The organism is Marinobacter sp. 2_MG-2023 (genome assembly GCF_030546935.1).
GTDB lineage: Bacteria > Pseudomonadota > Gammaproteobacteria > Pseudomonadales > Oleiphilaceae > Marinobacter.
Genome location: NZ_JAUOPH010000006.1, coordinates 1 through 25,369 on the forward strand (window position 1 = coordinate 1; position 25,369 = coordinate 25,369).

Annotated in this window: 21 protein-coding genes; 12 read left to right on the forward strand and 9 right to left on the reverse strand. The window is 54.0% G+C overall.

The features are described from left to right. Nucleotides 1-438: 438 nt before the first annotated feature. The 4 genes from purT to Q4501_RS15525 are packed head-to-tail and all read right to left on the reverse strand — an operon-like array spanning nt 439 to nt 3,005. Nucleotides 439-1,635 (reverse strand): formate-dependent phosphoribosylglycinamide formyltransferase, encoded by a 1,197-nt coding sequence (purT, locus tag Q4501_RS15510; RefSeq protein WP_303597178.1) that lies wholly within the window; start codon nt 1,633-1,635, stop codon nt 439-441. A 52-nt stretch (nt 1,636-1,687) separates the two neighbouring features. Beyond that, nucleotides 1,688-1,870 (reverse strand): DUF1289 domain-containing protein, encoded by a 183-nt coding sequence (locus tag Q4501_RS15515; protein WP_303597179.1) that lies wholly within the window; start codon nt 1,868-1,870, stop codon nt 1,688-1,690. Nucleotides 1,871-1,882: 12 nt separating this feature from the next. Beyond that, entirely contained in the window at nt 1,883-2,410 is a 528-nt protein-coding gene (locus Q4501_RS15520; protein WP_303597180.1) for a gamma carbonic anhydrase family protein, read from the reverse strand. A 13-nt stretch (nt 2,411-2,423) separates the two neighbouring features. Then, nucleotides 2,424-3,005, reverse strand: a complete 582-nt coding sequence (locus tag Q4501_RS15525; protein ID WP_303597181.1) for a CoA pyrophosphatase — start codon at nt 3,003-3,005, stop codon at nt 2,424-2,426. 96 nt (nt 3,006-3,101) lie between these two features. On the opposite strand from Q4501_RS15525, the gene Q4501_RS15530 reads away from it, so the two are divergent. Next, nucleotides 3,102-3,665 carry an NUDIX hydrolase gene (locus tag Q4501_RS15530; RefSeq protein ID WP_303597182.1) on the forward strand — a complete coding sequence of 188 codons (564 nt, stop codon included), beginning with the start codon at nt 3,102-3,104 and terminating at the stop codon, nt 3,663-3,665. Here the strand turns inward: Q4501_RS15530 and Q4501_RS15535 are convergent. Together Q4501_RS15535 and purL are read right to left on the reverse strand one after the other, a co-directional pair. Further along, entirely contained in the window at nt 3,660-3,971 is a 312-nt protein-coding gene (locus tag Q4501_RS15535; RefSeq protein ID WP_303597183.1) for a YqfO family protein, read from the reverse strand. The genes Q4501_RS15530 and Q4501_RS15535 overlap by 6 nt on opposite strands. Nucleotides 3,972-4,386: 415 nt before the next feature. Beyond that, nucleotides 4,387-8,292: a phosphoribosylformylglycinamidine synthase gene (purL, locus tag Q4501_RS15540; RefSeq protein WP_303597184.1), complete on the reverse strand. Its 3,906-nt coding sequence runs from the start codon at nt 8,290-8,292 to the stop codon at nt 4,387-4,389. A gap of 327 nt (nt 8,293-8,619) precedes the next feature. On the opposite strand from purL, the gene mltF reads away from it, so the two are divergent. Beyond that, nucleotides 8,620-10,101, forward strand: coding sequence for a membrane-bound lytic murein transglycosylase MltF (gene mltF / locus Q4501_RS15545; protein WP_303597414.1), 1,482 nt, complete (start codon nt 8,620-8,622; stop codon nt 10,099-10,101). Between the two features lie 3 nt (nt 10,102-10,104). Here the strand turns inward: mltF and Q4501_RS15550 are convergent, their stop codons facing one another. Continuing rightward, entirely contained in the window at nt 10,105-10,590 is a 486-nt protein-coding gene (locus Q4501_RS15550; RefSeq protein WP_303597185.1) for a regulatory protein RecX, read from the reverse strand. 208 nt (nt 10,591-10,798) lie between these two features. On the opposite strand from Q4501_RS15550, the gene Q4501_RS15555 reads away from it, so the two are divergent. Next, nucleotides 10,799-13,267, forward strand: a complete 2,469-nt coding sequence (locus Q4501_RS15555; RefSeq protein ID WP_303597186.1) for a DUF349 domain-containing protein — start codon at nt 10,799-10,801, stop codon at nt 13,265-13,267. 3 nt (nt 13,268-13,270) lie between these two features. Here the strand turns inward: Q4501_RS15555 and Q4501_RS15560 are convergent, their stop codons facing one another. Beyond that, complete coding sequence (locus Q4501_RS15560; protein ID WP_303597187.1) at nt 13,271-13,534, reverse strand: late competence development ComFB family protein; 264 nt, start codon at nt 13,532-13,534, stop codon at nt 13,271-13,273. A 209-nt stretch (nt 13,535-13,743) separates the two neighbouring features. Between Q4501_RS15560 and Q4501_RS15565 the strand changes: the two genes are divergently transcribed. The 4 genes from Q4501_RS15565 to Q4501_RS15580 all read left to right on the forward strand — a co-directional run bounded on the left by Q4501_RS15565 (nt 13,744) and on the right by Q4501_RS15580 (nt 20,344). After that, a complete protein-coding gene (locus tag Q4501_RS15565) occupies nt 13,744-14,952 on the forward strand; it encodes an acetyl-CoA C-acetyltransferase (protein ID WP_303597188.1) in 1,209 nt (402 codons plus the stop codon). Nucleotides 14,953-14,984: 32 nt separating this feature from the next. Further along, nucleotides 14,985-17,135: a 3-hydroxyacyl-CoA dehydrogenase NAD-binding domain-containing protein gene (locus Q4501_RS15570; RefSeq protein ID WP_303597189.1), complete on the forward strand. Its 2,151-nt coding sequence runs from the start codon at nt 14,985-14,987 to the stop codon at nt 17,133-17,135. Nucleotides 17,136-17,438: 303 nt separating this feature from the next. Next, on the forward strand, nt 17,439-19,556 hold the full coding sequence (locus Q4501_RS15575) for a carboxy terminal-processing peptidase (RefSeq protein ID WP_303597415.1): 2,118 nt from the start codon (nt 17,439-17,441) through the stop codon (nt 19,554-19,556). Then, nucleotides 19,556-20,344 (forward strand): helix-turn-helix transcriptional regulator, encoded by a 789-nt coding sequence (locus tag Q4501_RS15580; RefSeq protein ID WP_303597190.1) that lies wholly within the window; start codon nt 19,556-19,558, stop codon nt 20,342-20,344. Before Q4501_RS15575 ends, Q4501_RS15580 begins: the two co-directional genes overlap by 1 nt. On the opposite strand, the gene mtnA is transcribed toward Q4501_RS15580, so the two are convergent. After that, nucleotides 20,333-21,436 (reverse strand): S-methyl-5-thioribose-1-phosphate isomerase, encoded by a 1,104-nt coding sequence (gene mtnA / locus Q4501_RS15585; RefSeq protein ID WP_303597191.1) that lies wholly within the window; start codon nt 21,434-21,436, stop codon nt 20,333-20,335. The two genes, Q4501_RS15580 and mtnA, sit on opposite strands and share 12 nt — an antisense overlap. 137 nt (nt 21,437-21,573) lie before the next feature. Here mtnA and Q4501_RS15590 point away from each other — a divergent pair, with 137 nt between their 5' ends. The 5 genes from Q4501_RS15590 (at nt 21,574) to Q4501_RS15610 (ending at nt 25,367) form a co-directional block, all read left to right on the forward strand. Continuing rightward, a complete protein-coding gene (locus Q4501_RS15590; protein ID WP_303597192.1) occupies nt 21,574-22,914 on the forward strand; it encodes a TRZ/ATZ family hydrolase in 1,341 nt (446 codons plus the stop codon). A 35-nt stretch (nt 22,915-22,949) separates the two neighbouring features. Next, entirely contained in the window at nt 22,950-23,666 is a 717-nt protein-coding gene (ubiG, locus tag Q4501_RS15595) for a bifunctional 2-polyprenyl-6-hydroxyphenol methylase/3-demethylubiquinol 3-O-methyltransferase UbiG (protein WP_303597193.1), read from the forward strand. Then, nucleotides 23,641-24,318, forward strand: coding sequence for an HAD-IA family hydrolase (locus Q4501_RS15600; RefSeq protein WP_303597194.1), 678 nt, complete (start codon nt 23,641-23,643; stop codon nt 24,316-24,318). Before ubiG ends, Q4501_RS15600 begins: the two co-directional genes overlap by 26 nt. 66 nt (nt 24,319-24,384) lie before the next feature. Further along, complete coding sequence (locus Q4501_RS15605) at nt 24,385-25,134, forward strand: YciK family oxidoreductase (RefSeq protein ID WP_303597195.1); 750 nt, start codon at nt 24,385-24,387, stop codon at nt 25,132-25,134. Continuing rightward, on the forward strand, nt 25,134-25,367 hold the full coding sequence (locus tag Q4501_RS15610) for a glutaredoxin family protein (RefSeq protein ID WP_303597196.1): 234 nt from the start codon (nt 25,134-25,136) through the stop codon (nt 25,365-25,367). Before Q4501_RS15605 ends, Q4501_RS15610 begins: the two co-directional genes overlap by 1 nt. Nucleotides 25,368-25,369: the final 2 nt, after the last annotated feature.

Genomic DNA, 25,369 nt, shown 5'->3' on the forward strand with positions numbered 1-25,369 from the left:
GCCCACACGAATTACTTGGTCAATTTGTTAAAGAGCGTTTGAGCCGTTGCTCAATCAGGAGGCGTATTCTACATCGTATCGCCACCTTGTCAACCGTTTTTTCGATTTGTTTCAGAAGCTTTGCTTCTGAAATCACCGATACTCGCCGGCTGGTACTGCTTGTTTCGAGGAGGCGTATTCTACATCGAACCACCATCCTGTCAACCGTTATTCTAAAGAAAGATTAAATCGTTTTTCTTCAGTATTTTTAAACAGTTAACTCTCTTAAAGCACTCCGTTGTTCCGGTGCACCCCTCAAGCGAGATGCGCATTCTACAGACCTGAGTAATGGTGTCAACGGAGTTACGAAACTATTTCCAAATTGTTTCATCACTCTACTTTGTTGGGAAACACCACCCAGTTAAAAGCCCAGACCCGATGAGGCATCAAACCACCCAGTTATAGGTGGACATCAATCGTATTGGCTGCTGCGACGGCTTTAGCCTTGGCCTCTTCAATATTAGCCCCCAAAGCCAGAGCAACGCCCATCCGGCGCCGGCCCGAAAGTTCCGGTTTACCAAACAGCCTCAGCTGTACATCCTGCTTGGAGAGCGCCACTTCCAAACCCGAAAATGACACCTCCTTGGAATCCCCCTCAGGCAGGATTACTGCAGAAGCACACGGGCCCAGCTGCCGGATTGCCGGAACCGGAATACCGAGTATGGCTCTCGCATGTAGAGCAAACTCTGACAAATCCTGGGATACCAGCGTCACCAAGCCCGTATCATGAGGCCTGGGAGACACTTCCGAGAAGTAAACATCATCACCATGAATGAACAATTCCACTCCATATACGCCATAGCCGCCGAGGTTTTCCGTTATTTTCAAGGCAACTTCACGAGACCGCTCCAGCGCCTTGACACTCATCGGCTGCGGCTGCCAGGACTCGCGGTAATCACCGTCTTCCTGGCGATGGCCAATGGCATCACAAAAACTGACCCCACCCGAATGCCTGACAGTCAGCAACGTAATTTCATAATCAAATTTTACAAATCCTTCTACAATAACCCTGCCTTTGCCCGCACGACCACCTGTCTGCGCGTAATCCCAGGCTGCATCAATCTGACTCTTATCCGTTACCGTAGACTGGCCTTTGCCGGAGGAACTCATCACCGGTTTTACGACAACAGGCAAGCCAATCTCGTTGACTGCATCAATAAACAACTCTTTCGTGTCGACAAACCGGTAAGGGGAAGTGCTCAGCCCAAGCTCCTCTGCAGCCAGGCGCCGGATCCCCTCTCTATTCATTGTGAGATCAACTGCTCTGGCCGAAGGAATGACTCTGTAGCCTTCCCGCTCAAGTTGAACCAACTCGGCTGTGGCGATTGCTTCGATTTCCGGGACAATAAGGTCGGGCTCTTCCAATTCGACAATGGCACGCAGCGCCTGTGCATCTAGCATATCGATCACATGGCTGCGATGAGCAATCTGCATTGCCGGCGCATTGGGATAGCGATCTGCTGCAATGACCTCAACCCCAAATCTCTGCAATTCGATAGCCACTTCTTTGCCAAGCTCACCCGAGCCACATAGAAGTACCTTATAGGCATTCGCTTTCAGCGGTGTGCCTATGGTTACACTGGCAACATTATTCAAACTATATCCTCCAGCAGGAGCCGATCCATATCAGGGATCTTCACGCCTGATTCTAAAGTGCAATTTTCTGTTCCCGCTCAGCAACCTTTACAAGCACGGCTTTGCGCTCACAATTAGACATTGAGGTCCAACGCAAAATCTCGTCACTGGTGCGCTGGCATCCAATACATACATCATGCTCATCCAGAGCACATATACTCACACAGGGCGAGCGAACTTTATCTTCATCAGCCATATCGAGTCTGTCTCAGCTTTTTAAGGGCTTCAGGCTTTTCACATAGCGGCTTGCATTGTGTACGTAATGTGCAGCGCTCAGCTCAAGCATCTTCTGCTGCTGCTCTGAAAGCTCTCGCTTGATTTTGCCCGGAGCACCCACCACCAATGACCCATCGGGGATGACCATCCCCTCAGGGATCAAAGTGTTTGCACCTATCAGACAATATTTCCCTATTTTTGCGCCATTGAGAATCACAGCATTAATACCGATCAGTGAATAGTCCCCCACTTCACAGCCATGAAGCATGGCTTTATGGCCAACAGTCACACCTCTGCCCAGAGTTAACGGTATTCCCGGATCTGTATGCAAAACCGATCCGTCCTGCACATTTGTCTCGGGGCCAATTGTTATAAGCTCGTTGTCGCCACGGATCACAACGTTAAACCAGACACTGCTTTTATCGTGAAGGGCGACGTTTCCGATCACGGTTGCGTTATCAGCAACAAACTGGCGATCTCCGCATAATTCGGGTGCACGACCTTCGAGCTCATAAAGCATTGTATTTTCCTTATCAGGTTCGGGGTTCAAGCAAATCTATGCCGGTATCGTACACAGCATTCAAAAAATCGACCAGAACCACTGCAGACAGACCCCAGATCTCATAACGCTCCCACCGATAGCACGGAACATGAAAGGTATGGTTCTGAAAGTGTAAGGCATCTGTTCGCTCGCGACGGTCTTCGAGAAAGAAGGAGAGTGGTACACGAAACACACTTTCAATCTCATCCGGGTTAGGATCCAGCGGATGCGCCTCAGGCACAACACCAACATAAGGGGACACAAGAATGCCGTAACGTGACATCACTTGGCCAAGCGGCGCAATGAGTTCAACCTGATCGGGTGGCAGACCGATTTCTTCGTGGGTTTCACGCAGCGCGGTTGCAGCCAAAGACGCATCACCCGCGTCCCGCTTCCCACCTGGGTAGGCCACCTGCCCGCGGTGAGTACTCAGATTTGCCGAGCGCAACGTAAATATCATTTCAGGATTGCCGGGGTCATCCGTAACAGGCACGAGAATGCCGGCTTCGGGATAATCGAGATCGATACTCCTCGGTGCATAGCCTGTTAAACGCTGAACAAGTAAGTCGCGCAAATCGGAACTCCTGAGCAAATCCGGTGTTGAATGAGACAGAAACAGCTAGGATCATTAAACTGAATGCTTTACCAATTCAAGTATACGGGGAAAATCATGAAGTACTGCAGCACATGCGGCCATCCGGTTACACAACGCATCCCCGAGGGAGACAACCGCCACCGCTACGTGTGCGTGAACTGCAGCACGATTCACTACCAGAACCCGCGCATCGTTGCGGGGACTGTGCCCGTGTGGGAAGGGCAGATTCTACTTTGTCGCAGAGCTATTGAGCCCCGATATGGATATTGGACACTTCCTGCTGGATATATGGAGAATTCGGAAACCACAGTGGAAGCTGCGGAGCGTGAAACCCTGGAGGAAGCTCTGGCCGACGTGCATATTGAGGGGCTTTACTCCATTGTTGATGTTCCGCATATAAATCAGGTTCATATGTTTTATCGGGCTACCCTTAAAGACGGACAGTTTGGTGCTGGTGAAGAATCCCTTGAGAGCCGCCTGTTTGCCCTGGATGACATCCCATGGGAAGACATTTCATTCCCGACGGTACGCAAGACTCTGGAATTTTTTATTAATGACCTGAAAAACAATTCATTCGGCGTTCACGTAAGTGCCATTCGGCATCCGATGGCAGCTACCCGAAGCAAGGACGATCTATAACAACTCCATCCGGTAAATCTCATATGCAGGCTCTTCGTAAGGGTGAGCCTTCTTGAGCGCAACAACTGCCTGACTGATCAGATCATTGCTGCAGACAAGTTCAACCTTGAACTCATCAACAGTCTCCAGCTCACCCTGTACTCCTAAAAAAGGGTCGCTTCCATCCAGGGGGCGAAACTGTCCTTGCCCGCGACACTGCCAAGCACAAGAGTCGTAATCGCCGATGCACCCGGCACCAACATCGAATAGCGCCTGTTTGGTTTTTTCCAGATGCGTCTCCGGGACGAAATAACAAATTTTGTACATGAAACCACCGTTAAAAGAGGATATTTTTTGTACAGATTAATAGGTTAGCTACTTACCCACAGAATCTGTGGATAACTCTGGGGAAAGTTTTAGGGAACCCCCCGCTAAACCCCGTATTTACTGCCCTCACGTTAAATTGGCGACAAATTCACCCGATATCTTTTTATAAACGTTTTCAATAGGTTATGCAAGACGATCAAAAAACGCACCCTTATGATTCTCATTGTTCACGGAACACACAGAGAAGCACCTGAAATGTGCATAAACAAATTGAGTCAAGGGCTATTTTTGCAATATGACGATTTTTTTCACTTGAAAAACCCAAAATTTTCCATTTCGCAGCCACAAAAAAACCGACTCAGGAAAGCCACCCTTTCAGGCCCCTCCAAAGTCGGCTTTTTCAGACAGGGTTCGGCTAGCCGAACCAACGCCTTGCATTCCTGAACATGCGAATCCAGGAGCCATCTTCCTGCCAGTCCTTCGGGCGCCACGAATGCTGAACTGCGCGGAACACGCGTTCAGGGTGCGGCATCATAATCGTGATGCGCCCATCACGAGTGGTCGCCCCGGCGATACCATCCTGGGAACCGTTCGGGTTGTATGGATAACGAACCGTTACCTCGCCCCGGTTATCCACGAAGCGAAGCGCTACTCGTTCACTTTCAGCCAAATCCGCGGCAGACGCACTTGCCGGAAACTCTACCCTGCCCTCGCCATGAGCAACGGCGATGGGCATACGCGAACCTGCCATACCCTCGAGGAAAGCTGACGGTGATGGCATCACTTCAACCATTGCCAATCGTGCTTCAAACTGCTCAGACTGGTTACGGACAAAGCGTGGCCAGCCCTCGCTGCCAGGAATCAGTTCGTGCAAATTGGACAGCATCTGGCAGCCATTACACACCCCAAGGGCAAGAGTATCCTGACGGTTAAAGAATGCTGCAAACTGATCACGAACACGATCATTGAACAGTATGGACTTTGCCCAACCCTCACCGGCGCCCAGCACATCTCCATAAGAGAATCCGCCACAAGCTACGAGGCTATTGAACGCTTCCAGGCTAACCCGACCGGACAGTAGATCACTCATGTGCACGTCAACAGATTCGAAACCGGCCCGGTCGAATGCTGCAGCCATCTCAACCTGACCGTTGACACCCTGCTCACGCAGAACAGCAACTTTAGGGCGGGCACCTTTGTTAATGAAAGGTGCAGCAATATCTTCATTTAAATTGTACGAAAGCTCGGCGTGAAGCCCCGGATCGTCTGCATCCAGCAGATTGTCAAACTCCTCAAGGGCGCAGTCAGCATTGTCCCTGATAGACTGGATACGGTAGCTGGTCTCTGACCAGATGCGCTGAATCTCTGCCCGAGGGTGACCTACGACAGTCTCACCCCCAAACACCAAACGCAGACAATCCTGGTTATTGAGCGTTCCGATAACGCTGACATGGTCACCCAGGCCGGCACCCGAAAACTGCTGTAGCACAAAGTCGGTATCCTCTCTGCGCACCTGAATAACCGCACCCAGTTCTTCATTGAACAGTTCCCGTGCAAACTGACTGCGTTCGTCTGCCAGACCATCAAGCTTGATATCTGCACCGGTACGACCGGCGAAGCACATCTCCGCGAGCGTCACATAAAGGCCGCCGTCGGATCGATCGTGGTACGCGAGCAGCTTGTTATCTGTATTCAGCCCCTGAATGACAGCAAAAAACGCTTTGATGTCTTCCGGATCGTCAAGATCTGGCGCAACAGCGCCAACCTGGCTGTATACCTGAGCAAGTGCCGATCCGCCCAGGCGATTCTGCCCTGCAGCCAGATCAATAAGGATCAGGTCGGTTTCGCCTGCATCCTTGATTAGCTGGGGCGTTAGCGTACGTGAAACGTCGGTAACTGGAGCAAAGCCACTAATGATCAACGACAGAGGTGCGGTAACACTCTTCTGTTCTCCGTTATCCTCCTCCCACATGGTCTTCATGGACATGGAGTCCTTGCCCACGGGAATCGTAATTCCGAGTTCCGGGCACAGCTCCATACCAACAGCTCGCACGGTTTCGTACAGGTTTTCGTCCTCACCCGGATGGCCTGCTGCCGACATCCAGTTAGCCGACAGGCGAATATCGGACAGCTTGCCAATCGCCGCAGCAGCCAGGTTCGTAATTGCCTCGCCCACTGCCATCCGGCCAGAAGCCGGCGCATCAATGGTTGCTACCGGTGTGCGCTCCCCCATAGCCATGGCTTCACCCGCAAGCACATCGAATGAACTTGCAGTCACCGCAACATCGCTAACAGGAACCTGCCAAGGACCAACCATCTGGTCGCGGGCAACAAGCCCGGTAATCGTGCGGTCACCAATCGTTATAAGGAAACTTTTGGAGCCTACCGAAGGCAGCCGAAGTACCCGGCGGATAGCATCGTCAAGATTGACTTGAGTGGAATCAAAGACCGGCTTGGTGAACGATGACCGTTTAACACTCCGATGCATCCTTGGGGGCTTGCCAAAGAGCACTTCCATCGGCAGATCGACCGGTTTGTCATTGAAGTAGGAGTCGCTCAGTTCCAGATGGTGAGCTTCTGTTGCTTCACCAATCACGGCATACGGGCAACGTTCCCGGCGACACAGTGCGTCGAAAAGTTCCAGGTTTTCAGGAGCTACGGCCATAACGTAGCGTTCCTGAGATTCGTTACACCAGATCTCCAACGGAGACATGCCTGGCTCGTCGCTGGCAATATCCCGGAGCTCGAACTTTCCGCCACGACCACCGTCCTTGACCAGTTCCGGCATAGCGTTAGACAGGCCGCCCGCACCCACGTCGTGGATAAAGCACATGGGGTTTTTCTCCCCCATCTGCCAGCAGCGGTCAATCACTTCCTGACACCGGCGCTCCATCTCAGGGTTATCCCGTTGAACGGAAGCAAAGTCGAGATTTTCGTTACTGGTGCCCGAGTCCATGGAAGAAGCGGCGCTGCCCCCAAGGCCGATAAGCATGGAGGGGCCACCCAGCACAATGAGTTTGGCGCCCACTGGTATCTCGCCTTTTTCCACATGCTCCGCTCGAATATTACCAAGACCACCGGCAATCATGATGGGCTTGTGATAGCCCCGGACTTCATTACCCGCCGAGCCTGCAACCTTCTCTTCGAAAGTCCGGAAGTAGCCAGCAATATTGGGGCGACCAAATTCATTATTGAATGCTGCTCCCCCGATCGGGCCCTCAATCATGATATCCAGAGCGGAAGCGATCCGGTCAGGCTTACCGTAATTGATTTCCCAAGGCTGGGGGTCATCCGGCAAATTGAGGTTGGAGACCGTAAAGCCTGTAAGCCCTGCCTTCGGTTTAGAACCGCGACCTGTTGCTCCCTCATCACGGATTTCACCGCCAGAGCCTGTTGCTGCGCCTGCAGCCGGCGCAATCGCAGTGGGATGGTTGTGCGTCTCCACCTTCATAAGAATGTGGATGTCTTCCTGATTATAACCGTATATACCGGTTTCAGGGTCCGGGAAGAAGCGGCCGCCACGACTACCCCGAATAACTGATGCGTTGTCTTTATAAGCAGACAGAACGCCTTCGCTATTCATTTCGAAGGTGTTACGGATCATGGCAAACAGGGACTTTTCCTGGCCTTCGCCATCGATGTCCCAGGAAGCATTGAATATCTTGTGCCGACAGTGCTCAGAGTTTGCCTGGGCAAACATCATTAACTCAACATCGGTCGGATCGCGCTCAAGGCCAACAAACGATTTCACCAGGTAATCAATTTCGTCGTCTGCCAACGCAAGGCCCAAACGCCGGTTTGCATCTACCAACGCTTTGCGCCCACCCGCCAAAACTGAAACCCGCTCAAGGGGGCGCGGCTCTTCATGACTGAACAGCAGCTGGGCGCCACCCATTTCATGAAAGACTTTCTGAGTCATGCGATCATGCAGCAGGGCAGCAACTTTTTCGCGCTGATCCAGGCCGAGCTTCTTGCTGGCCTTGATATAAAAGGCTGTGCCGCGTTCGATGCGCTGAATCTGGCGCAACCCGCAATTTCGGGCAATATCAGTTGCCTTACTGGACCAGGGAGAAAGTGTTCCCGGTCGAGGCACAACGAGGAACAGTACGCCGTCCGGCTCTTCACTTGGCACACTGGGGCCATATGTCAGGAGTCGTTCAAGGATGGCCTGCTCGGAGTCAGAAAGTGAACCATCAAGGTCCACAAAGTGCATAAATTCGGCATAAACATGCTCAATCTCGGGCGCGATGGCCTGAATTCTGGCGTACAGTTTATGAGAGCGGAATGGCGAAAGCGCGGGTGCGCCGCGAAGTTCAAGCATGATATCAACCTGTATCGCGCGAAACGGGGAAGTCCGGGTGCATTCTGAGAAGGCGCATATCATACTTGAAAGCGATGCCGGGATACAGCTCGGAAACGTTATTCCCCGTGCGTACAATTGACATTGTTTTGCATAACAATTGATCAACTTTATTGACCCCCCTCTGCACAGCGGGGATTATTAGAGCGTGGACAAGGAGACCACACCCGAATAGACACCGGATGCCGCCAGCCAGTATGCGTGCATCCCGATGATCCAGCGGTAACGGAGAACAGGGACTTGCCCAGAATTCTGACTGCATATGGAGCAGCGACGGCATATACATCCATGCTCGCCTGCACACTGACCTTGACCCTGCTGACCCTGACCGGGTGCAGCCAGCCAAGTACGTTGCAGGAAATCCGTAACGAGGGCGTGTTGCACGTTATTACCCGGGTTGCGCCGTCTATTTACTATGAAGGTCGCAATGGACCAACCGGCTATGACTACGAGCTGGTCAAACTTTTCGCTGAAGAACTCGGTGTTGAACTGCGGCTGCGGGTGGCCGATGACAACACAGATGTGCTTTCTGTACTTTCGAGAGACTTCGCCCACATCGGGCTGGCAGGTCTCTCTGCTCAGCCATTGTTCGAACGTCAGTACAAGGCACTTCCTACCGGCATCGAAGCCCAGTCAGTCGTTGTTTACAATCGCGATCTAGAACGCCCCGAGGCCCTCAAAGATCTAATCGGTCAAACCCTGCACCTGGTTTCCGACAGCAATCACGAATACCAACTGCAAGCCCTCACAGGCGCAGTTCAGGATATTCTTTGGGAGGTTCATCCTGGTCTGGATGCCGCTGGAATTCTTGCTCGGGTGGAAACCGGCGAAGTTTCTTACGCAGTAGTCTCCTCCAACGAGCTCGAGCTCAATCACGTATTTTTCCCCCAGGTTAAGCAAGCGTTTGCGCTGGGTGACGCCACGGAGCTGGCATGGTTATTCCCGGCAAACCAGGACGACTCGCTGGTCAATGCTGCAAAAACATTCTTTGAAAAGGTGACGGCAGACGGGACCGTTGCGCAACTGTCCGAACGCTTCTACGGTCATCTGGACCACTTGAACTACGTGGGTGCACGCACCTTCATGCATCATGTCGAAAACCGCCTGCCCGACTACAAAGCCCTGTTCATGGACAACGCCTCCGTATTCAACATGGACTGGCGCCTGCTCGCCGCCATTGGCTACCAGGAATCACACTGGCGCCCCAACGCGGTATCACCAACCGGCGTTCGCGGCCTGATGATGCTGACGCGTAATACGGCAAACTACATCGGGATCAATAACCGGTTAGACCCTGAAGAGAGCATTCAGGGCGGCGCCAAATATTTCCGTATGGTTCACGAGAGAATACCCGAACGCATTGCGGAACCCGACCGCACCTGGTTCGCTCTGGCCTCCTATAACGTGGGATACGGACACCTTGAAGACGCCCGCAAGCTAACCGAAGGCGCCGGCAAAAACCCGGATCGCTGGATGGACGTAAAGGAATTTCTGCCACTACTGGCACAGAAAGAATGGTACAAAAAAACCCGCTTCGGTTACGCCCGAGGGCACGAGCCGGTGCTGTATGTGCAGAACATTCGGCGTTACTACGATGTGCTCGCACGGATGATGGAGCCAACCGAAGATATAGCGGCCGCCACAGATTCACCATTCGTCGGCATAGAACAGGGATCTAGCGGGGATCAAGCAGACGGGCTGTCTGCAGAAGGTGCCGACATGCGAGCCAGCCTGCCGTCAGAGCTTGGAATAATACCACCAACGCTCTGACGCCTAGCCCTCCAAAGAGTCCGACTCGCTGACTGCAAGCACTCGATCCACTTGACCTCCAGTAAATCCGCGCCGAGTAAAAAACCGAGCCTGGCGTACTTTTTCGTCCCAGTCATCGGCCAGGTCAGAGAGGCCAAAGCGTTTTTCCCGCAGTAAAAGTGCATTGCGAACCCAGTCGGCGTCAGAGAGTTCATCAAGGCAACCGGGAGCCTGATGAATGCCACGCTGCTGCAGCTCCGACAAAATCCTCAAAGGCCCGTAACCCAGATCCATACGCTGCCGCGAGTATATATCCGCAAACCGGACATCATCCAACCAACCCTCATTCTCATAGTCATCCAGAACCATCGAGATAACCGAGCCATCAAGTTTGCGCTGCTTTAATTTCAGCGTTAGCTCCTGCCGACTGTGCTCGCGGCGGGCAAGCAGCCTTAAAGCGACCGAGCGTGCCTTATACTCCTGGTCGTCACTATTTTCCTGTTTTGCCATTCAACCCTTCCCGCAAACGCTCACAAAACGCTAGACTAGCCCCGATTTAATGCCGTCGGGGTCGATGCCTCAATCACCTAGACGACAGTATCCGGCTTTCTGATACCGGCGATGCAAATATGCCGATCGGATACAGAGCGCCGATGGCCGATGCCGGGTTCACTTTGCCCGACACCGTTGACTGGTTTCAATCCCAAAGGACATCTCCATGGCTGCATTCCTCCAGAAACTATTTAAATCCCGCAAATCCACTTCCGCACCCGACCGCAAGGCAAAAGCTCAGGCGCAACCAGTTGCTGCCCCGGTAGAGGATAAGCGAGCAGAACTGAGGGAAGAACAGCTTAAGGCATTAAACGCGGCCCAGACTCAAGAAGCCGTTGCTGGCCTGGCGATTGAAGGCTTGACTGCGGACATCCGGCTCAAAGCCGTCAGCCAACTTGAGGACGCTGAGCTTCTTCAGCGCGTCCAAAAGCAAGCAAAAGGTCGTGACAAAGGTGTATACCAGGTGGTGCGGCAAAAGCTGCAGGTGATCCGGGATGAACAGGCTCGCCAGGAGGCAGTGTCCGAAACCATCGCGACACTGATCAGCAACGCCCGCGACCAGGCCAAAAGCGAAGATACAAAGCTCTATTCCGCCCGTCTGGACACACTTTTGAGTCAATGGGCGACCGTGGAGCCCGGTGCAACGCCGGATCAGCTCAGCGAGTTCCTTCAGTCGGTACATAGCTGTCGGGAGAGAATTGCCGGCATGAAGGCAGCCAGGTTGGAAGAAGAGCGACAACGGGAAAAACAACTTCAGCAGGAAGAAACTCTGGCACTTATGGCCCAGACCCTTGAAGACCTCCGCCATCAGCCTGCTGAAGAGATTGCCTCCCTTGCCTCACTGGACGCCCTCCAGAAAACCCAGGAAAACCGGTGGCTGGAAGCAACTCGCGATACTCAGGTCGAAAAGCAGCAGCAAAAGACCTACGAAACGTCCATGATGGCTCTGCGCAACTACATTGCTGCAATTCGCCATATCAATCAGGCAAAAGAGTCACTGCTCGCCCTATCTTCAGCTGTTGAGCAGGAAAAGGCCGGCCCCGAAGACCGGGAAAATGCCGTGGCCTTGCTGAAGGAAATAAACTGGCCCCAGGGCTTCCCTGCTCCGGAGTTGCTCGAGCCCGCGCGCAAACTGGCTGGAAAACCCAAGGCCCCGATTGAAAAAAGCGATGATCTGAAACAGCAACAGGCCTCAGCGGACAGCCTGCAGAAAACACTGGATCACCTGGAAGAGGCTCTTGAGGCCAAACAGCTTAAAGACTCCAGGCAACTTATGAAAACCGCACAGCAGCATTTCAAAGCTCTCGACCATCGCCTGAGCAAGGGCTTTCAGGCGCGTATGCAACTGCTTACCGCACAACTCCGAGATCTCACTGACTGGCAGGGATTTGCGACCGAGCCAAAACAGGTAGCTCTTTGCGAACAAATGGAACACCTCGCAGAGCAGCCCATTGAACCAGAAGTAAAATCCGAACGCATAAAAGAGCTGCAACAGGAGTGGCGAGACCTGGGCGGGTCTTCAGACCGCACACTGTGGTCTCGCTTTAAAAAGGCATCAGACAAGGCCTATGAACCCTGCAAAGCCTATTTCAAGGCCAAATCTGGTTTGAAACAGGCGAACCTCGAAAGGCGCAAAGCAATTTGTGCCGAATTGGAGCTCTTTGTTAACGGTGCAGACTGGAGCACGATTGATTGGAAAGCTGTCGATCGCATTCTGCAGACCGCCCGCCAGGAATGGAAAGCGGCCTGGCCCATAGAATTCCGGGACAACCGACAAGTACAAAAACAGTTCGACGAACTACTCAAAAAACTTGAAGCGCCAATTAACGAAGAACAACGGAAAAACGAGGCTCTGAAACAAGCAATCGTAGAGCAGGCTCAGGCGTTGACCGAACACCAGCCTCTGCAAGAGGCCATGAACAAGGCCAAGGCGCTGCAATCAGACTGGAAAGCCGTCGGAATCACCCGCCATCGGGAAGACCGCAAGCTGTGGCAAGCGTTCCGCAAAGCCTGTGATGAAATTTTTGCGCGCCGGGACTCTGAGCGCTCGGAGCAGCAACAGGCAACAAAAGAAGCTGACACAGCAGCAGAGGACGTGTTGCAACAAGTTGTCAGCGTGGATTCCGACCAAGACGCTGCAGCATTGGAGCAGGCGGCCGCCACACTACGTAGCCTTGATGAGGCTCAGGTTTCCGCAACAGTAAAAGAACAGATACAGAGGGAAAAACAGAGGCTTAGCCAGGCCGTTTCTGCACAAGAACTCAAAGCGGGCATTTCGGAATGGCAAGCGCTTGTGCTTGCACGGACAGACGCCACGGCTCCTGTACCTGGCTCGTTACCAGGCTCATGGGCCGGGCTCGCAGAAAGGCTGGGCGACCTGAACGATCAGGAACTGGTCATTCGAGCTGAGATCCTTGCAGGTGTGCCATCGCCTGAGGAAGATCAACAAAAACGCATGGAGATCCAGGTTCAGCGCCTGGCACAGGGAATCGGCTCGGGCGAAAAAACCGACAACGCCCTCCAGAGTGTTGAAGCTCTGGTCGCAAGTTGGTGTTCTCAACCAGCAGACCACCCAGCTGACCCGTCTCTCGCAAGCCGCTTGAGTCATGCCCTGGACAAACTGATCACGAACTGATCGTTATTCCCGCTGATGCTCTCTGACAAACTCCCTGGCGTCCCGAACGGCGACCAGGGATTTGTCTTTCATTCCCCTGAGCTCTTCATCCGCCAGATAAAACATCATATCAATGGTGTGCCTGTAATACCGGGGCGGTAATCGATTCAGAGCGACACACATAACATCGGTCAGGAAGTCCGCGGTATCACCCGGCTCTCTCGTCGCGTTGATAGCGTCCATCACCAGGCGTTCGTAAAAATTATCAATAGCATCTCTGAAAGACATGATTCTGCGCCTCCTCCATCAGCGCGGGAGCTGTAGATAAGCCCCTGCCATCTCTTAAACATAGAACTCCTGGCCTCGCCTGTCATTGCCCATGAGCAATTTCGCCAATCCGATTGGCAGGCCGCGTCATTACACACAGTGCAGTCAAAGGGCTATGGTGGTGTTTCTATAAGATAAATCACAAAGCAACAATCACGAGAGGAAAAGCAATGACCACCGAGGCGTACATCTTCGACGCGGTCCGCACTCCGAGAGGGCGTGGAAAAAAAGACGGCTCACTTTACAGTGTCAAACCCGTTACGTTACTGACCACGGTGCTCAATGCGCTGCAGCAAAGAAATAACCTGGATACCTCCGAGGTAGACGATATTGTTCTCGGTTGTGTTTCAGCCGTTGGTGACCAGGGCGCAGATATCGCCAAAACAGCGGCGCTCGCTGCAGACTGGGACGAGAAAGTAGCCGGCGTTACTCTCAACCGCTTCTGCGCTTCAGGCCTGGAGGCTGTAAATCTCGCGGCTATGAAAGTCCGTTCGGGCTGGGAAGATATGGTTGTTGCCGGCGGCGTAGAATCCATGTCACGCGTACCGATGGGTTCCGATGGAGGCGCCTGGGCAATGGACCCACATACCAATATGCATACCGGATTCATGCCCCAGGGTATTGGCGCTGATCTTATCGCAACCCTGGAAGGTTTCAGCCGGGAAGACGTTGACGGATTTGCCGTAAAATCCCAGCAAAAAGCCGCGAATGCCTGGAAAAATGGGTACTTTGAAAAATCCATCGTCCCTGTGACCGACCAGAACGGCGTTGTCATTCTCGATCGCGATGAACATGTACGCGGCGACACCACCGTTGACTCCCTCTCCAGCCTGAAGCCTTCCTTCCAGATGATGGGCGAGATGGGCTTTAACAGCGTGGCTCGTGAAAAGTACCACTATGTTGAAAGGATCACTCACGTGCACCATGCAGGCAACTCCTCCGGCATGGTCGACGGCGCAACCGGCATGCTGATTGGCAGTGAAGCGAAGGGGAAGGCCCTCGGCCTGAAACCCCGCGCACGGATCGTTGCTACGGCGGTTACCAGCACCGACCCAACCATTATGCTCACCGGCCCGGCTCCAGCAACCCTGAAAGCACTGGGAAAAGCTGGCATGACCGTTGATCAGATTGATCTGTTTGAAGTAAACGAAGCCTTTGCCTCCGTGGTAATGCGCTTCCAGAAGGAACTCTCGGTTCCCGATGAAAAAGTAAACGTGAATGGCGGAGCAATCGCTATGGGCCACCCGCTCGGAGCTACGGGCGCAATGATTCTGGGCACCTTGCTGGACGAACTGGAGCGCCGCGAGCTGCTCTTTGGTCTGGCGACGCTTTGCGTCGGCGGCGGCATGGGTATTGCCACCATCATTGAGCGGGTCTGAAACCCACACTTTTTCTGACAGGAGAACCGATTATGAGTGCCATCCGTTACGAACTGGGTTCAGATCAGATTCTGACCCTCACTATCGATATGCCGGGCCAGTCCGCCAATACGATGAACAAGGCTTTTCGTGAAGCTCTCGAAAAGACCGTCACCAAGGTTAAGGGCGACCTGGAAAACATTCGCGGAATTATCGTCACCTCCGCCAAAAAGACATTTTTTGCCGGTGGCGACCTCAACGAACTCCACAAAGTCACTCGTGACGATGCCGGTTTTTTTGAAGACATGGTCAACGGCATGAAGGCGCAGATGCGTGCGCTGGAAACCTGCGGTAAGCCAGTGGTCGCAGCCATCAATGGCACGGCGCTTGGTGGTGGTTTTGAAATTGCCCTCGCCTGTCATCACCGAATAGTGCTGGACAACAACAGCATTCAGTTGGGACTTCCGGAAGTCACCCTCGGCCTGCTACCCGGCGGCGGAGGTACTCAACGCCTGCCTCGCATGATTGGGCTTGAAGCAGCGTTCCCGCTTCTTATGGAAGGTAAAAAGCTTCGCCCTTCTGGCGCACTGAAAGCCGGTATTATTGACGAACTGGCCGATTCATCAGAAGACATGATGGCAAAGGCACGGGCGTTTATCGATGCAAACCCCAGGTGCCAACAACCCTGGGACAAGAAGGGCTTCAAACTCCCCGGTGGAGCTCCCCACCATCCGGCCATGGCACAAAAACTGGCGATTGCACCCGCAATGCTGAAGCAAAAAACCAAAGGTTGTTACCCAGCGCCTGAGCGCATTATGGCCGCAGCAGTTGAAGGCGCCCAGGTAGACTTCGATAACGGCAGCTTGATTGAAACCCGCTACTTTGCTGAATTGGCGATTGGCCAGGTGGCCAAAAACATGACTGGCACTTTCTGGTTCCAGCTGAACGATATCAACGCAGGCGGAAGCCGCCCTGAAGGCGTAGAAAGAGAAACCTTCAAAAAGGTTGGTGTGTTGGGTGCCGGCATGATGGGAGCGGGCATTGCCTACTCCACTGCAAGTAGCGGTGTCGAGGTCGTACTTAAAGATGTCTCTCTCGAAAACGCCGAAAAAGGCAAAAACTACTCCGAAAACCTGCTGGCGAAAAAAGTGAGCCGCGGTCGTATGACCGAACAGAAAAAAATGGAAGTGCTGGGCCGAATCACAGCGACCGACTCTGTCGCCGACCTGGAAGGTTGCGATCTGGTGATCGAAGCTGTATTCGAGGATAGCGAACTAAAGGCCAGGGTTACGGCCGAGGCCGAACCAAAGTTGGTCAACAACGGTATCTTCGCCTCCAACACATCTACCATTCCGATAACTCAACTGGCAGAGGCCTCCGCCACGCCGGAAAACTTCATCGGGCTGCACTTTTTCTCACCCGTCGACAAAATGATGCTAGTGGAAATCATTGTGGGCGAAAAAACCTCCGATGAGACTTTAGCGCGCGCGTTCGATTACGTTCAGCAAATTGGCAAGATTCCGGTGGTTGTGAACGACAGTCGCGGTTTCTTCACTTCTCGCGTTTTCGGTACCTTCGTGAACGAGGGAATCAGCATGCTGGCCGAGGGAGTTCACCCCTCCAGCATCGATAATGCCGGTTTGCTCGCAGGCATGCCGGTAGGACCCCTTACGATCTCCGATGAAGTCAGCCTCACCCTGATGCAGCACATCCGCAGCCAGAGTAGAAAGGACCTGGAGGCAGCGGGTGGCACCTGGCAACCACACCCGGCAGAAGCGATCATCGATCAGATGGTTAACGATCACGGGCGCAAGGGCAAGGCTGCTGGTGCTGGTTTCTACGAGTACCCCGCCAAAGGCAAGAAGTACCTTTGGCCAGAGCTTGAAACACTCTATGTGGACAGCGAAAAAGCCCGCCATGTGAAACTGCAGGATCTTAAAGACCGGATTCTGTTTATCCAGGCTATCGAAACCATTCGTTGCCTGGAAGAAGGCGTATTACGTACGGTGGAAGATGCCAACATTGGCAGTATTTTCGGTATCGGATACGCGCCCTGGACTGGCGGTGCCGTACAATTCGTCAACCAATACGGTGTGAAAGCCTTTGCTGAGCGAGCAACCGAGCTGGCTGCAGCCTACGGCGAGCGTTTTTCGCCACCGGCCCTGCTGCTGGAGCACACGGAAACGGAAAAACCCTTCAGCTGACCTCTCTGAATGGCCGGGGGGCGAGCCCCCGGCTACGGAACAGAATTGCCTGCCAAACCGACACTAACATACTGATATTAAATATATCTTTAGCAGCAGCCCGCCGAATTCATGGACAGATTGTCACGAACCGATACGCTATGCCTATAGCAACGGGTGTAGCCCTTGCCTACAATAAATTAAACAGCCCACGGGTGAACCCGCTACAGCTACATCTGGCAGGTACCCAGCATCACCAGGTATGCCTATATGACCATCGCGGAAAAAACATCTGTCCGTCGCGCGCCAAACAAAGCTGGCAGAATGGGCGTGTGCAAAGCGCTTTCCATTGCATTGCTGCTGTCTGCACCGCTCGGAATACAGGCGAAAGTGGTCGAGCCAGAAGCCTATTCTCCGGTTGCGCCTACGATTGATCAGGCTCGAGCCAATATTCTTATAGCCAGGCAACTGCAGTTTACTCACTTCCGCGATCTCGGCATCAGCGACAAGCTTTCCGGTGATGTATTTGATGCTTATCTGAACTATCTCGACAGCCAGCGGGTCTATCTGACCGGCAATGATGTCCAGGCACTCGATAACGTGAGAAGTCGACTAGGGTCAGCCCTCAAAACGGGCCAGCTACAACCGGGGTTTGATATCTATAACCTGGTTCAGCAGCGTATTATTGAACGTCTTCAGTTTGCGCTGAAAACCATCGACGATGGCATTGGTAATCTGGACTTCAACACCGATGAAAGCATTCTGCTTGACCGCTCAGAAGCAGAATGGGAGCCAGACCAGAAAGCGCTTGATGAACTCTGGGTAAAACGCATCAAAAATGCAGTGCTTGCACAAAGGCTCAACGGCACCGACGACGAAGCAATCACCGACAGCCTCAAGCGACGTTATGAAGGTCAGCTCAAGCGCGCCTACCAGGCTCGTAGCGAAGATGCTTTCCAGGCATACATGAACGCCTTTACCGGCATGTGGGATCCACACACTTCCTACTTTTCGCCGCGTACCTCCGAGAATTTCAACATCAACATGAGCCTTTCTCTCGAAGGCATAGGTGCAGTGCTGCAGTCAGATAACGAGTACACAAAAGTCGTCCGGCTCGTTCCGGGCGGGCCGGCCTCCAAGCAAGGCCAGCTCCAGCCCGCAGACAGAATCGTATCGGTTATGCAGGAAAACGAAAAACCGGTCAATGTGATTGGGTGGCGCCTTGATGAAGTGGTCGATCTTATTCGTGGCCCACGCAACTCAGTCGTCACACTCGAGGTGGTTCCCGCCAGCTCGACGGATGAAACCCTCACCAAATCCATTGCCATCAGCCGCGACGAGGTCAAACTGGAAGAGCAAAGTGCCAGCAAAGATACCATCGAGCTTGAGCGCAATGGCGAGAAATACACCGTTGGTGTGATTACCATCCCTACCTTCTACGCGGACTTCCGCGCTATGCAGGCCGGAGACCCCAACTACAAAAGCACTACCCGGGATGTCCGGAAATTGATTGCAGAGCTCGAGGAAGATGGCGTCGATGGCCTGGTTATGGATCTGCGAAATAATGGCGGCGGCGCGCTGCACGAAGCCAACGACCTGGTAGGCCTGTTTATCGATACGGGCCCCACTGTGCAGATCCGCAATTCGAGTAACGAGGTTCAGGTTCTCAATGACGACGACGCATCGGTCGCCTACGACGGCCCTTTGGTCGTGCTCACAAATCGCATGAGCGCCTCAGCGTCGGAAATCTTTGCCGGCGCCATTCAGGACTATGGCCGCGGCCTGGTGGTTGGTTCGCAAACGTTCGGCAAAGGCACAGTTCAAGCCGTTCGACCGCTGAACCACGGCCAGCTCAAAATTACCCAGTCGAAGTTCTACCGTGTATCCGGAGGGTCAACCCAGCACAAAGGTGTGATCCCCGACATTGAGATTCCTTCACGTATTGATAAAACCCGTATCGGTGAAGATGCGCTGGATCATGCGCTGCCCTGGGATCAGATCGATGCTGTACCGCACACCCGGTATTTTGATTTCAGCGGCATTATTGACGAACTCCGCAAACGCCATGATGACCGGTTTGCCACCAACCCGGAATTCCGCCTTCTTCAGCAGGAAATCGATTTCCTCAAAGAGCAGCGTCAGAGAGACACCGTGAGCCTTAACCTCGGTGAGCGCACTACTGACCAGGAGCAGATCGAACGAACTCGCCTGACCATTGCCAATGCGCGCAGGGAACTGCGGGGCGAGGAGCTTTTTGAGTCTCTGGATGAACTTGAGGACTGGCAGGATCTCCAGGCGGCCGACCTCAACTCTACTGATGAGGAACTGGATTTTGTGATTCGCGAAGGTGGCCACATTATGGCTGATATGCTTGAGCTGGATAACCGCATGGCTTCCATTCTTTCACCACAACAATTCGCGGCTCAGGCTGAAGCTCGGTAATGGGCGAAAAAGACGCCAAGCAGGTCAGCAAAGACCAGGAAAGCCAGAACAAGGCACGCGCCCTGCAGGACATGTTGCTTGATGCGCTTCACGCTATGCGTTCGCTGGAAGAAGTTGATGACCTGCGCAAACCGACTGCGTCGGAAAAAGCACCAGAAGGCATCATTGACCGGCTCGCCAGCCTGACCGGGTCGGCATTTCGACTGGGAGCGCGTGCCACGGACACATCCTTGCGGGTAGGCAAGGCGCTGATCAACTCCCAGGAGCAACTCCGTGCCATGCTGGCAGCTGGCCAGTCTTTGAAGGACATACGGGAGGTTGCAGGGTTAACATTGTCGGAAATGAGCGACGCTCTCGATCTCCGCGACAAATCTGTACTCGAAGCTATCGAGAACGGTACCACCACGCTCTCTTTTGAGCTCATTCTCCGTTTGACAGCCCTGATAGCACGAAACGACCCCATTCCGTTCATCATGCGCACCACCCGGAATTACAACCCCGAGGTCTGGCAGATCCTGAACGATTGGGGCATAGCCAGAGTGCCCCTGCAATTCGAGCGGGAGCGGGAATTCATCAACATTTTCCGCCGTCATGATTCTGCGAGAACGCTTTCAGATGAAGGCTTCCGCAAGGTATTGGAGTTCACCCGGCAAAGTTTCGAAATGTCACTGCACTTCGTGGAAGATCAGGAAAGGCAGGTAGCGGAACTCCGCGCAAGCTTTGAAGAGAAACCGAAAGCGCTGCCGGAGAGCAAAGCCTCCACCGGAAAGAAACGATCACCCGAATAATGCATGCATCCCTTTGACACCCGGGTTCCGCACCACCCCCTTCTCCGTAACAATCAGATCAATCAGGCTTGCAGGTGTCACGTCGAAAACCGGATTGAAGACCGGCACGCCTTCCGGAGCCAAAGGAATACCACGTATCTCCCGGACCTCTGTGCCCTCACGCTCTTCGATGGGGATATCCGCACCTGATTGCAGCGACATATCCACGGTGCTGGATGGCGCTACAACCATAAATCCGACGTTGTGATAACGCGCCAGAACGGCAAGGCTGTAGGTGCCTATCTTGTTCGCCACATCGCCGTTGGCAGTAATTCGGTCTGCGCCCACGATGACCCACCGCACCTCTCCTGCTGCAAGAATAGCCGCCGCCGCACCATCGGCATTCAGTGTCACCGGAATGCCATCACGCACCAACTCCCAGGCGGAAAGCCGACTGCCCTGCAGCCAGGGCCGGGTTTCATCTGCATAAACCTTTGTGAGAAGGCCGTTTTCGTGAAGCCGGCGAATAACGCCCAGCGCCGTACCATAACCACCCGTCGCCAGCGCGCCGGTGTTGCAGTGGGTTAAAACCGAGATTGGAGCGGCATTCTCGAGATCTGCAGAAAGCCCCATCGCTTCAAGGGCGTGATCAGCCATTGCAAGGTTAGCTGCAAGATCCTCCTGATGAATCGCAACCGCCTCATTTGCCAACCGTGTCTGCGCGTCACTAAGCACACCACAGCCGTCGAACACCCGCTCCATGCGCTGTAAGGCCCAGAACAGATTCACTGCCGTTGGCCTTGAGGTGGACAATTCGCGGATAGCCTCTTTGATTTCGGTTTTCCAGTCACCGCCTCCCGCATGCCGTGCAGCAAGGGCAACGCCGTAGGCTGCACTGATGCCAATGGCTGGGGCACCGCGTACCACCATGTCCTGTATACACTGCGCAACACCGGATGCGCCTTCGAGAGTTATCCAGTGTTCCTCCGCCGGTAACAGGCGCTGATCCAACAACTCGAGGCTGGCACCGTGCCACCGGAGGGCAACCGTGCCTGTTGAGCGGGGGCCAGATGAAGGGGTAGGTAAAGAACGGGATTCTTCGGAATTATTCATCGTATGGCTCCGCTTTCATAACGCTGAAAACGAGCAGTATAACGGTTATACTTCCCGGCTACATTCCATTGTCCGGCGGGCCTGCGCACGCTTTTTGTGCGCAATCGCTTTGTCGCCGGCACTGCAAGGCAGGGTTAATGACGGCAGATACCATCACCGCAGCCGATATTCGCATCAACGCCCGCTGGCTGATTCCGATTGAACCGTCCGGAGTTGTGCTTGAGCATCAGGCGGTGATTATTCAGGGCACCCGAATTGCGGCAGTTCTATCCGTCGCGGATGCGGATCGCAAATTCCGCACCCGGGAAACGATTGACCTGCCCCACCATGTGGTTATGCCCGGACTGATCAATATGCACGGGCACGCAGCTATGGCACTGTTTCGTGGCATGGCCGATGACCTGCCTTTGATGACCTGGCTGAACGATCATATCTGGCCAGCAGAAGGTCGGTTTATTAGCGAGCAATTTATTGCCGATGGTACCCAACTGGCCATGGCAGAAATGCTGAGGACAGGCACAACGACCTTCTCGGATATGTATTTCTTCCCGGAGATTGCGGCTCAGGCCGCCCACGACTGTGGCATGCGGGCGCAGATCTGCTTTCCTCTGCTGGACTTCCCGACGGCATGGGGCTCCGGTCCAGAGGAATACCTGAATAAGGGCGAGGCGTTGATCGGGGCATGGAGGGGCAACGACTATATAATGCCCGCCATTGGCCCCCATGCCCCTTATACCGTCTCTGACGGCCCCCTGAGCGAGGCTGTCGCGCTTTCTGAAAGAACAGGCGCCCGCATTCAGATTCACCTGCATGAAACAGAATTTGAAGTAGCGGAAGCTCTGGACAAACAAGGTCAACGCCCTGCTGAGCGGCTTGCCAGGCTTGGTGTTCTTGGTGCCAGAACCCAATGCGTTCACATGACCCAGATCAGTGACTCAGACATCGCCTTGCTTGCAGACACAGGAACGCACGTTATCCATTGCCCCGAATCCAACCTCAAGCTTGCCAGCGGCCTTTGCCCTGCCCACAAGCTTATGGAGCATGGAATTAACCTCGCAATAGGAACCGACGGCGCCGCCAGCAACAACGACCTGGATTTATTTGGCGAAATCCGCACCGCAGCTATGGTGGCCAAAGTCGTTGCCAATGATGCCGCAGCGCTCTCTGCCCATGAAGCACTTAAAATGGCTACGCTCAATGGCGCCCAGGCTCTGGGCCGGGACAACGAACTGGGCTCACTGGTGGCCGGCAAGCTGGCCGACATTATCGCCGTTGATCTTGGCGATCCTTTTATTCAGCCGGTTTATGACCCAGCCTCTCACCTGGTTTACAGCAATCATGGCCGGGCAGTAACCCATAGCTGGATTAACGGCGTACCTCAGGTACAGGATGGAAAACTGACGCGCATAGATGTTCCCGACCTTATGCTTCGTGTTGAGGGCTGGGCCAGGCAAATCCGCCAGCAGCAGGCTGACTAACCGAATTTCGACTGATTGATCAGGCAGAACGCAACATGACAAACCAGAACGTTGACCGTAATGAAATCGCTAAATTTGAAGCGCTGGCCAGTCGTTGGTGGGACCCCACCAGCGAGTTCAAGCCGCTGCACGACATTAACCCGTTGCGCCTGAACTATATCGACGAGCGTGTACCCCTTGCCGGAAAGCGGGTGGCAGACATAGGCTGTGGCGGCGGATTGCTATCCGAAGGCATGGCACTGCGCGGCGCTCATGTGACTGGCATAGATATGGGTGAAGCACCTCTGGCCGTTGCGCGATTGCATGGAATGGAAAGCGGGGTCAAAGTGGACTATCAGCAGATTACCGTTGAAGAGCTGGCCCGCGACCCCGAGCATGCGGGTCAGTACGATGCCGTTACCTGTCTGGAAATGCTCGAGCATGTACCCGATCCAGCTTCTGTCGTCAAAGCGTGTTCTGCACTGCTAAAACCCGGCGGACATCTGTTTGTTTCTACCATCAATCGCAACCCTAAATCCTTCCTGTTTGCGATTATTGGTGCTGAATACGTTCTGAATATGCTTCCCAAGGGAACGCATGAATGGAAGAAGTTTATCCGACCATCGGAAATGTCGGACTACTTGCGTCATGCAGGCCTGGATGTACGCGAGCTGACCGGTATGACATATAACCCCGTTACCCGCTCCTATAAACTGGGCCGGGACGTGGATGTAAACTACCTTATGCATGCACGGGATATTCGTGAAAGCTGAACGGCCCTCCACCGTCCTGTTTGATCTCGACGGCACATTGATCGACACAGCGCCGGATTTTATACGCTGCCTGAATGACTTGCGTCATCAACACGGGCTCCCGGCGCTTCCGGCCGATCACATACGCCGCTCCGTCTCCAATGGTGCCCGGGCCATGGTGCGGGTGGGGTTTGGCTTTGAACCAGAACACCCTGATTATCTCGACAGACATACGGCCTTTCTGGATCTTTACGAAGCAGGCGTAGCGGTTGAAACCCGCCTTTTCGACGGTATGGATGCCCTGCTCCAGTCGCTGGAATACCGGGGAATTCCCTGGGGCATTGTCACCAACAAGCCGGCACGTTTTGCCACCCCACTGGTTCAGGCGCTTGGCTTGGCGGAGCGCTGTGCATCGCTGGTCTGCCCGGATCATGTCACCGATCGGAAACCTCATCCAGAGGCCCTTTTCCTCGCCTGCAAGCAAGTCGGAGCAGATCCCGCCCGGGCGGTGTACGTAGGCGATCATGAACGGGATATCGAAGCGGGCCGCAATGCGCACATGAAAACCATTGCCGTGCGATACGGCTATATCGAAGAGCCTGAAACCGTTGATCTATGGCAAGCCGACATGGTCGCAGACACCGTCAACGATCTCGCAAAGCTGCTACAATAACGCGCTTCTAAAACCGACCAACTTTGACACACTCGGACATACCCCTACCGGGCACGGAGACAGGTTATGCAAGATTACCAGGCACCCGCTGATCTTCTTAAAGACCGCATCATACTGGTGACCGGCGCAGGCAGCGGAATCGGCCGCACAGCTGCCAAAACCTACGCCGCCCACGGTGCCACTGTAATTCTTGTGGGGCGCACCGTGGGCAAGCTGGAATCGGTCTATGATGAAATCGAAGCTGATGGACACCCGAAGCCGGCGATCGTGCCGATGAACTTTGAAGGTGCCGCGGTAAAAGACTATGAAGAACTGGCCATGACGCTGGAAGACAACTTCGGTAAGCTCGATGGGCTCTTACACAACGCCGGCATTCTGGGCGATCGAAGCCCGGTCGAAATGTATGACCCGGAAACCTGGAGCAAGGTCATGCACGTGAACGCAACAGCGCCGTTCCTGCTTAGCCGGGCAATGATACCTCTGCTGCGCAAATCCGACGCAGCTTCGGTTATCTTCACCTCCTCAGGTGTTGGCCGTAAAGCGAAGGCTTATTGGGGCGCCTATGCAGTATCCAAGTTCGCAATCGAAGGCCTGAGCCAACTGCTGTCTGATGAGCTCGACGACGAACATAACAACGTGCGTGTAAACAGCCTCAACCCCGGCGCGACCAGAACGAATATGCGAGCTCACGCCTACCCGGCAGAAAATCCGCAGCAGAACCCGGCGCCGGAAGAGTTGATGCCGATCTACCTTTACCTGATGGGCAGTGACAGCGCCGGCGTAAACGGCCAGAAACTGGACGCCCAACCGAAATAATGGAACTGCTTTTCTATACGACGTCCCAATGCCACCTGTGCGAGCTCGCTGAAGCCCTGTTGGTGAGTACGCCTATGCCGGTTGCCATACCGGTTGACGTAGTGGATATCGCCCAATCTGAAGAGCTGGTGCAGCGTTACGGTACGCGCATTCCGGTGCTCCGACGCGACGATACTGGTCATGAGCTCGACTGGCCATTTACCCGGGAACAGTTACTTACGTTTCTGCAATGAGG

Excerpts from the sequence above, each read along its gene's own strand:
- Q4501_RS15520 (WP_303597180.1), bottom strand. The coding sequence starts at position 2,410 with ATGCTTTATGAGCTCGAAGGTCGTGCACCCGAATTATGCGGAGATCGC.
- Q4501_RS15575 (WP_303597415.1), top strand. The coding sequence starts at position 17,439 with ATGGGCGTGTGCAAAGCGCTTTCCATTGCATTGCTGCTGTCTGCACCG.
- mtnA (WP_303597191.1), bottom strand. The coding sequence starts at position 21,436 with ATGAATAATTCCGAAGAATCCCGTTCTTTACCTACCCCTTCATCTGGC.
- Q4501_RS15580 (WP_303597190.1), top strand. The coding sequence starts at position 19,556 with ATGGGCGAAAAAGACGCCAAGCAGGTCAGCAAAGACCAGGAAAGCCAG.
- Q4501_RS15535 (WP_303597183.1), bottom strand. The coding sequence starts at position 3,971 with ATGTACAAAATTTGTTATTTCGTCCCGGAGACGCATCTGGAAAAAACC.
- Q4501_RS15605 (WP_303597195.1), top strand. The coding sequence starts at position 24,385 with ATGCAAGATTACCAGGCACCCGCTGATCTTCTTAAAGACCGCATCATA.
- purL (WP_303597184.1), bottom strand. The coding sequence starts at position 8,292 with ATGCTTGAACTTCGCGGCGCACCCGCGCTTTCGCCATTCCGCTCTCAT.
- Q4501_RS15565 (WP_303597188.1), top strand. The coding sequence starts at position 13,744 with ATGACCACCGAGGCGTACATCTTCGACGCGGTCCGCACTCCGAGAGGG.
- Q4501_RS15570 (WP_303597189.1), top strand. The coding sequence starts at position 14,985 with ATGAGTGCCATCCGTTACGAACTGGGTTCAGATCAGATTCTGACCCTC.
- Q4501_RS15530 (WP_303597182.1), top strand. The coding sequence starts at position 3,102 with ATGAAGTACTGCAGCACATGCGGCCATCCGGTTACACAACGCATCCCC.
- Q4501_RS15590 (WP_303597192.1), top strand. The coding sequence starts at position 21,574 with ATGACGGCAGATACCATCACCGCAGCCGATATTCGCATCAACGCCCGC.
- ubiG (WP_303597193.1), top strand. The coding sequence starts at position 22,950 with ATGACAAACCAGAACGTTGACCGTAATGAAATCGCTAAATTTGAAGCG.
- Q4501_RS15600 (WP_303597194.1), top strand. The coding sequence starts at position 23,641 with ATGCACGGGATATTCGTGAAAGCTGAACGGCCCTCCACCGTCCTGTTT.
- Q4501_RS15555 (WP_303597186.1), top strand. The coding sequence starts at position 10,799 with ATGGCTGCATTCCTCCAGAAACTATTTAAATCCCGCAAATCCACTTCC.
- mltF (WP_303597414.1), top strand. The coding sequence starts at position 8,620 with ATGCTCGCCTGCACACTGACCTTGACCCTGCTGACCCTGACCGGGTGC.
- Q4501_RS15560 (WP_303597187.1), bottom strand. The coding sequence starts at position 13,534 with ATGTCTTTCAGAGATGCTATTGATAATTTTTACGAACGCCTGGTGATG.
- Q4501_RS15610 (WP_303597196.1), top strand. The coding sequence starts at position 25,134 with ATGGAACTGCTTTTCTATACGACGTCCCAATGCCACCTGTGCGAGCTC.
- Q4501_RS15550 (WP_303597185.1), bottom strand. The coding sequence starts at position 10,590 with ATGGCAAAACAGGAAAATAGTGACGACCAGGAGTATAAGGCACGCTCG.
- Q4501_RS15515 (WP_303597179.1), bottom strand. The coding sequence starts at position 1,870 with ATGGCTGATGAAGATAAAGTTCGCTCGCCCTGTGTGAGTATATGTGCT.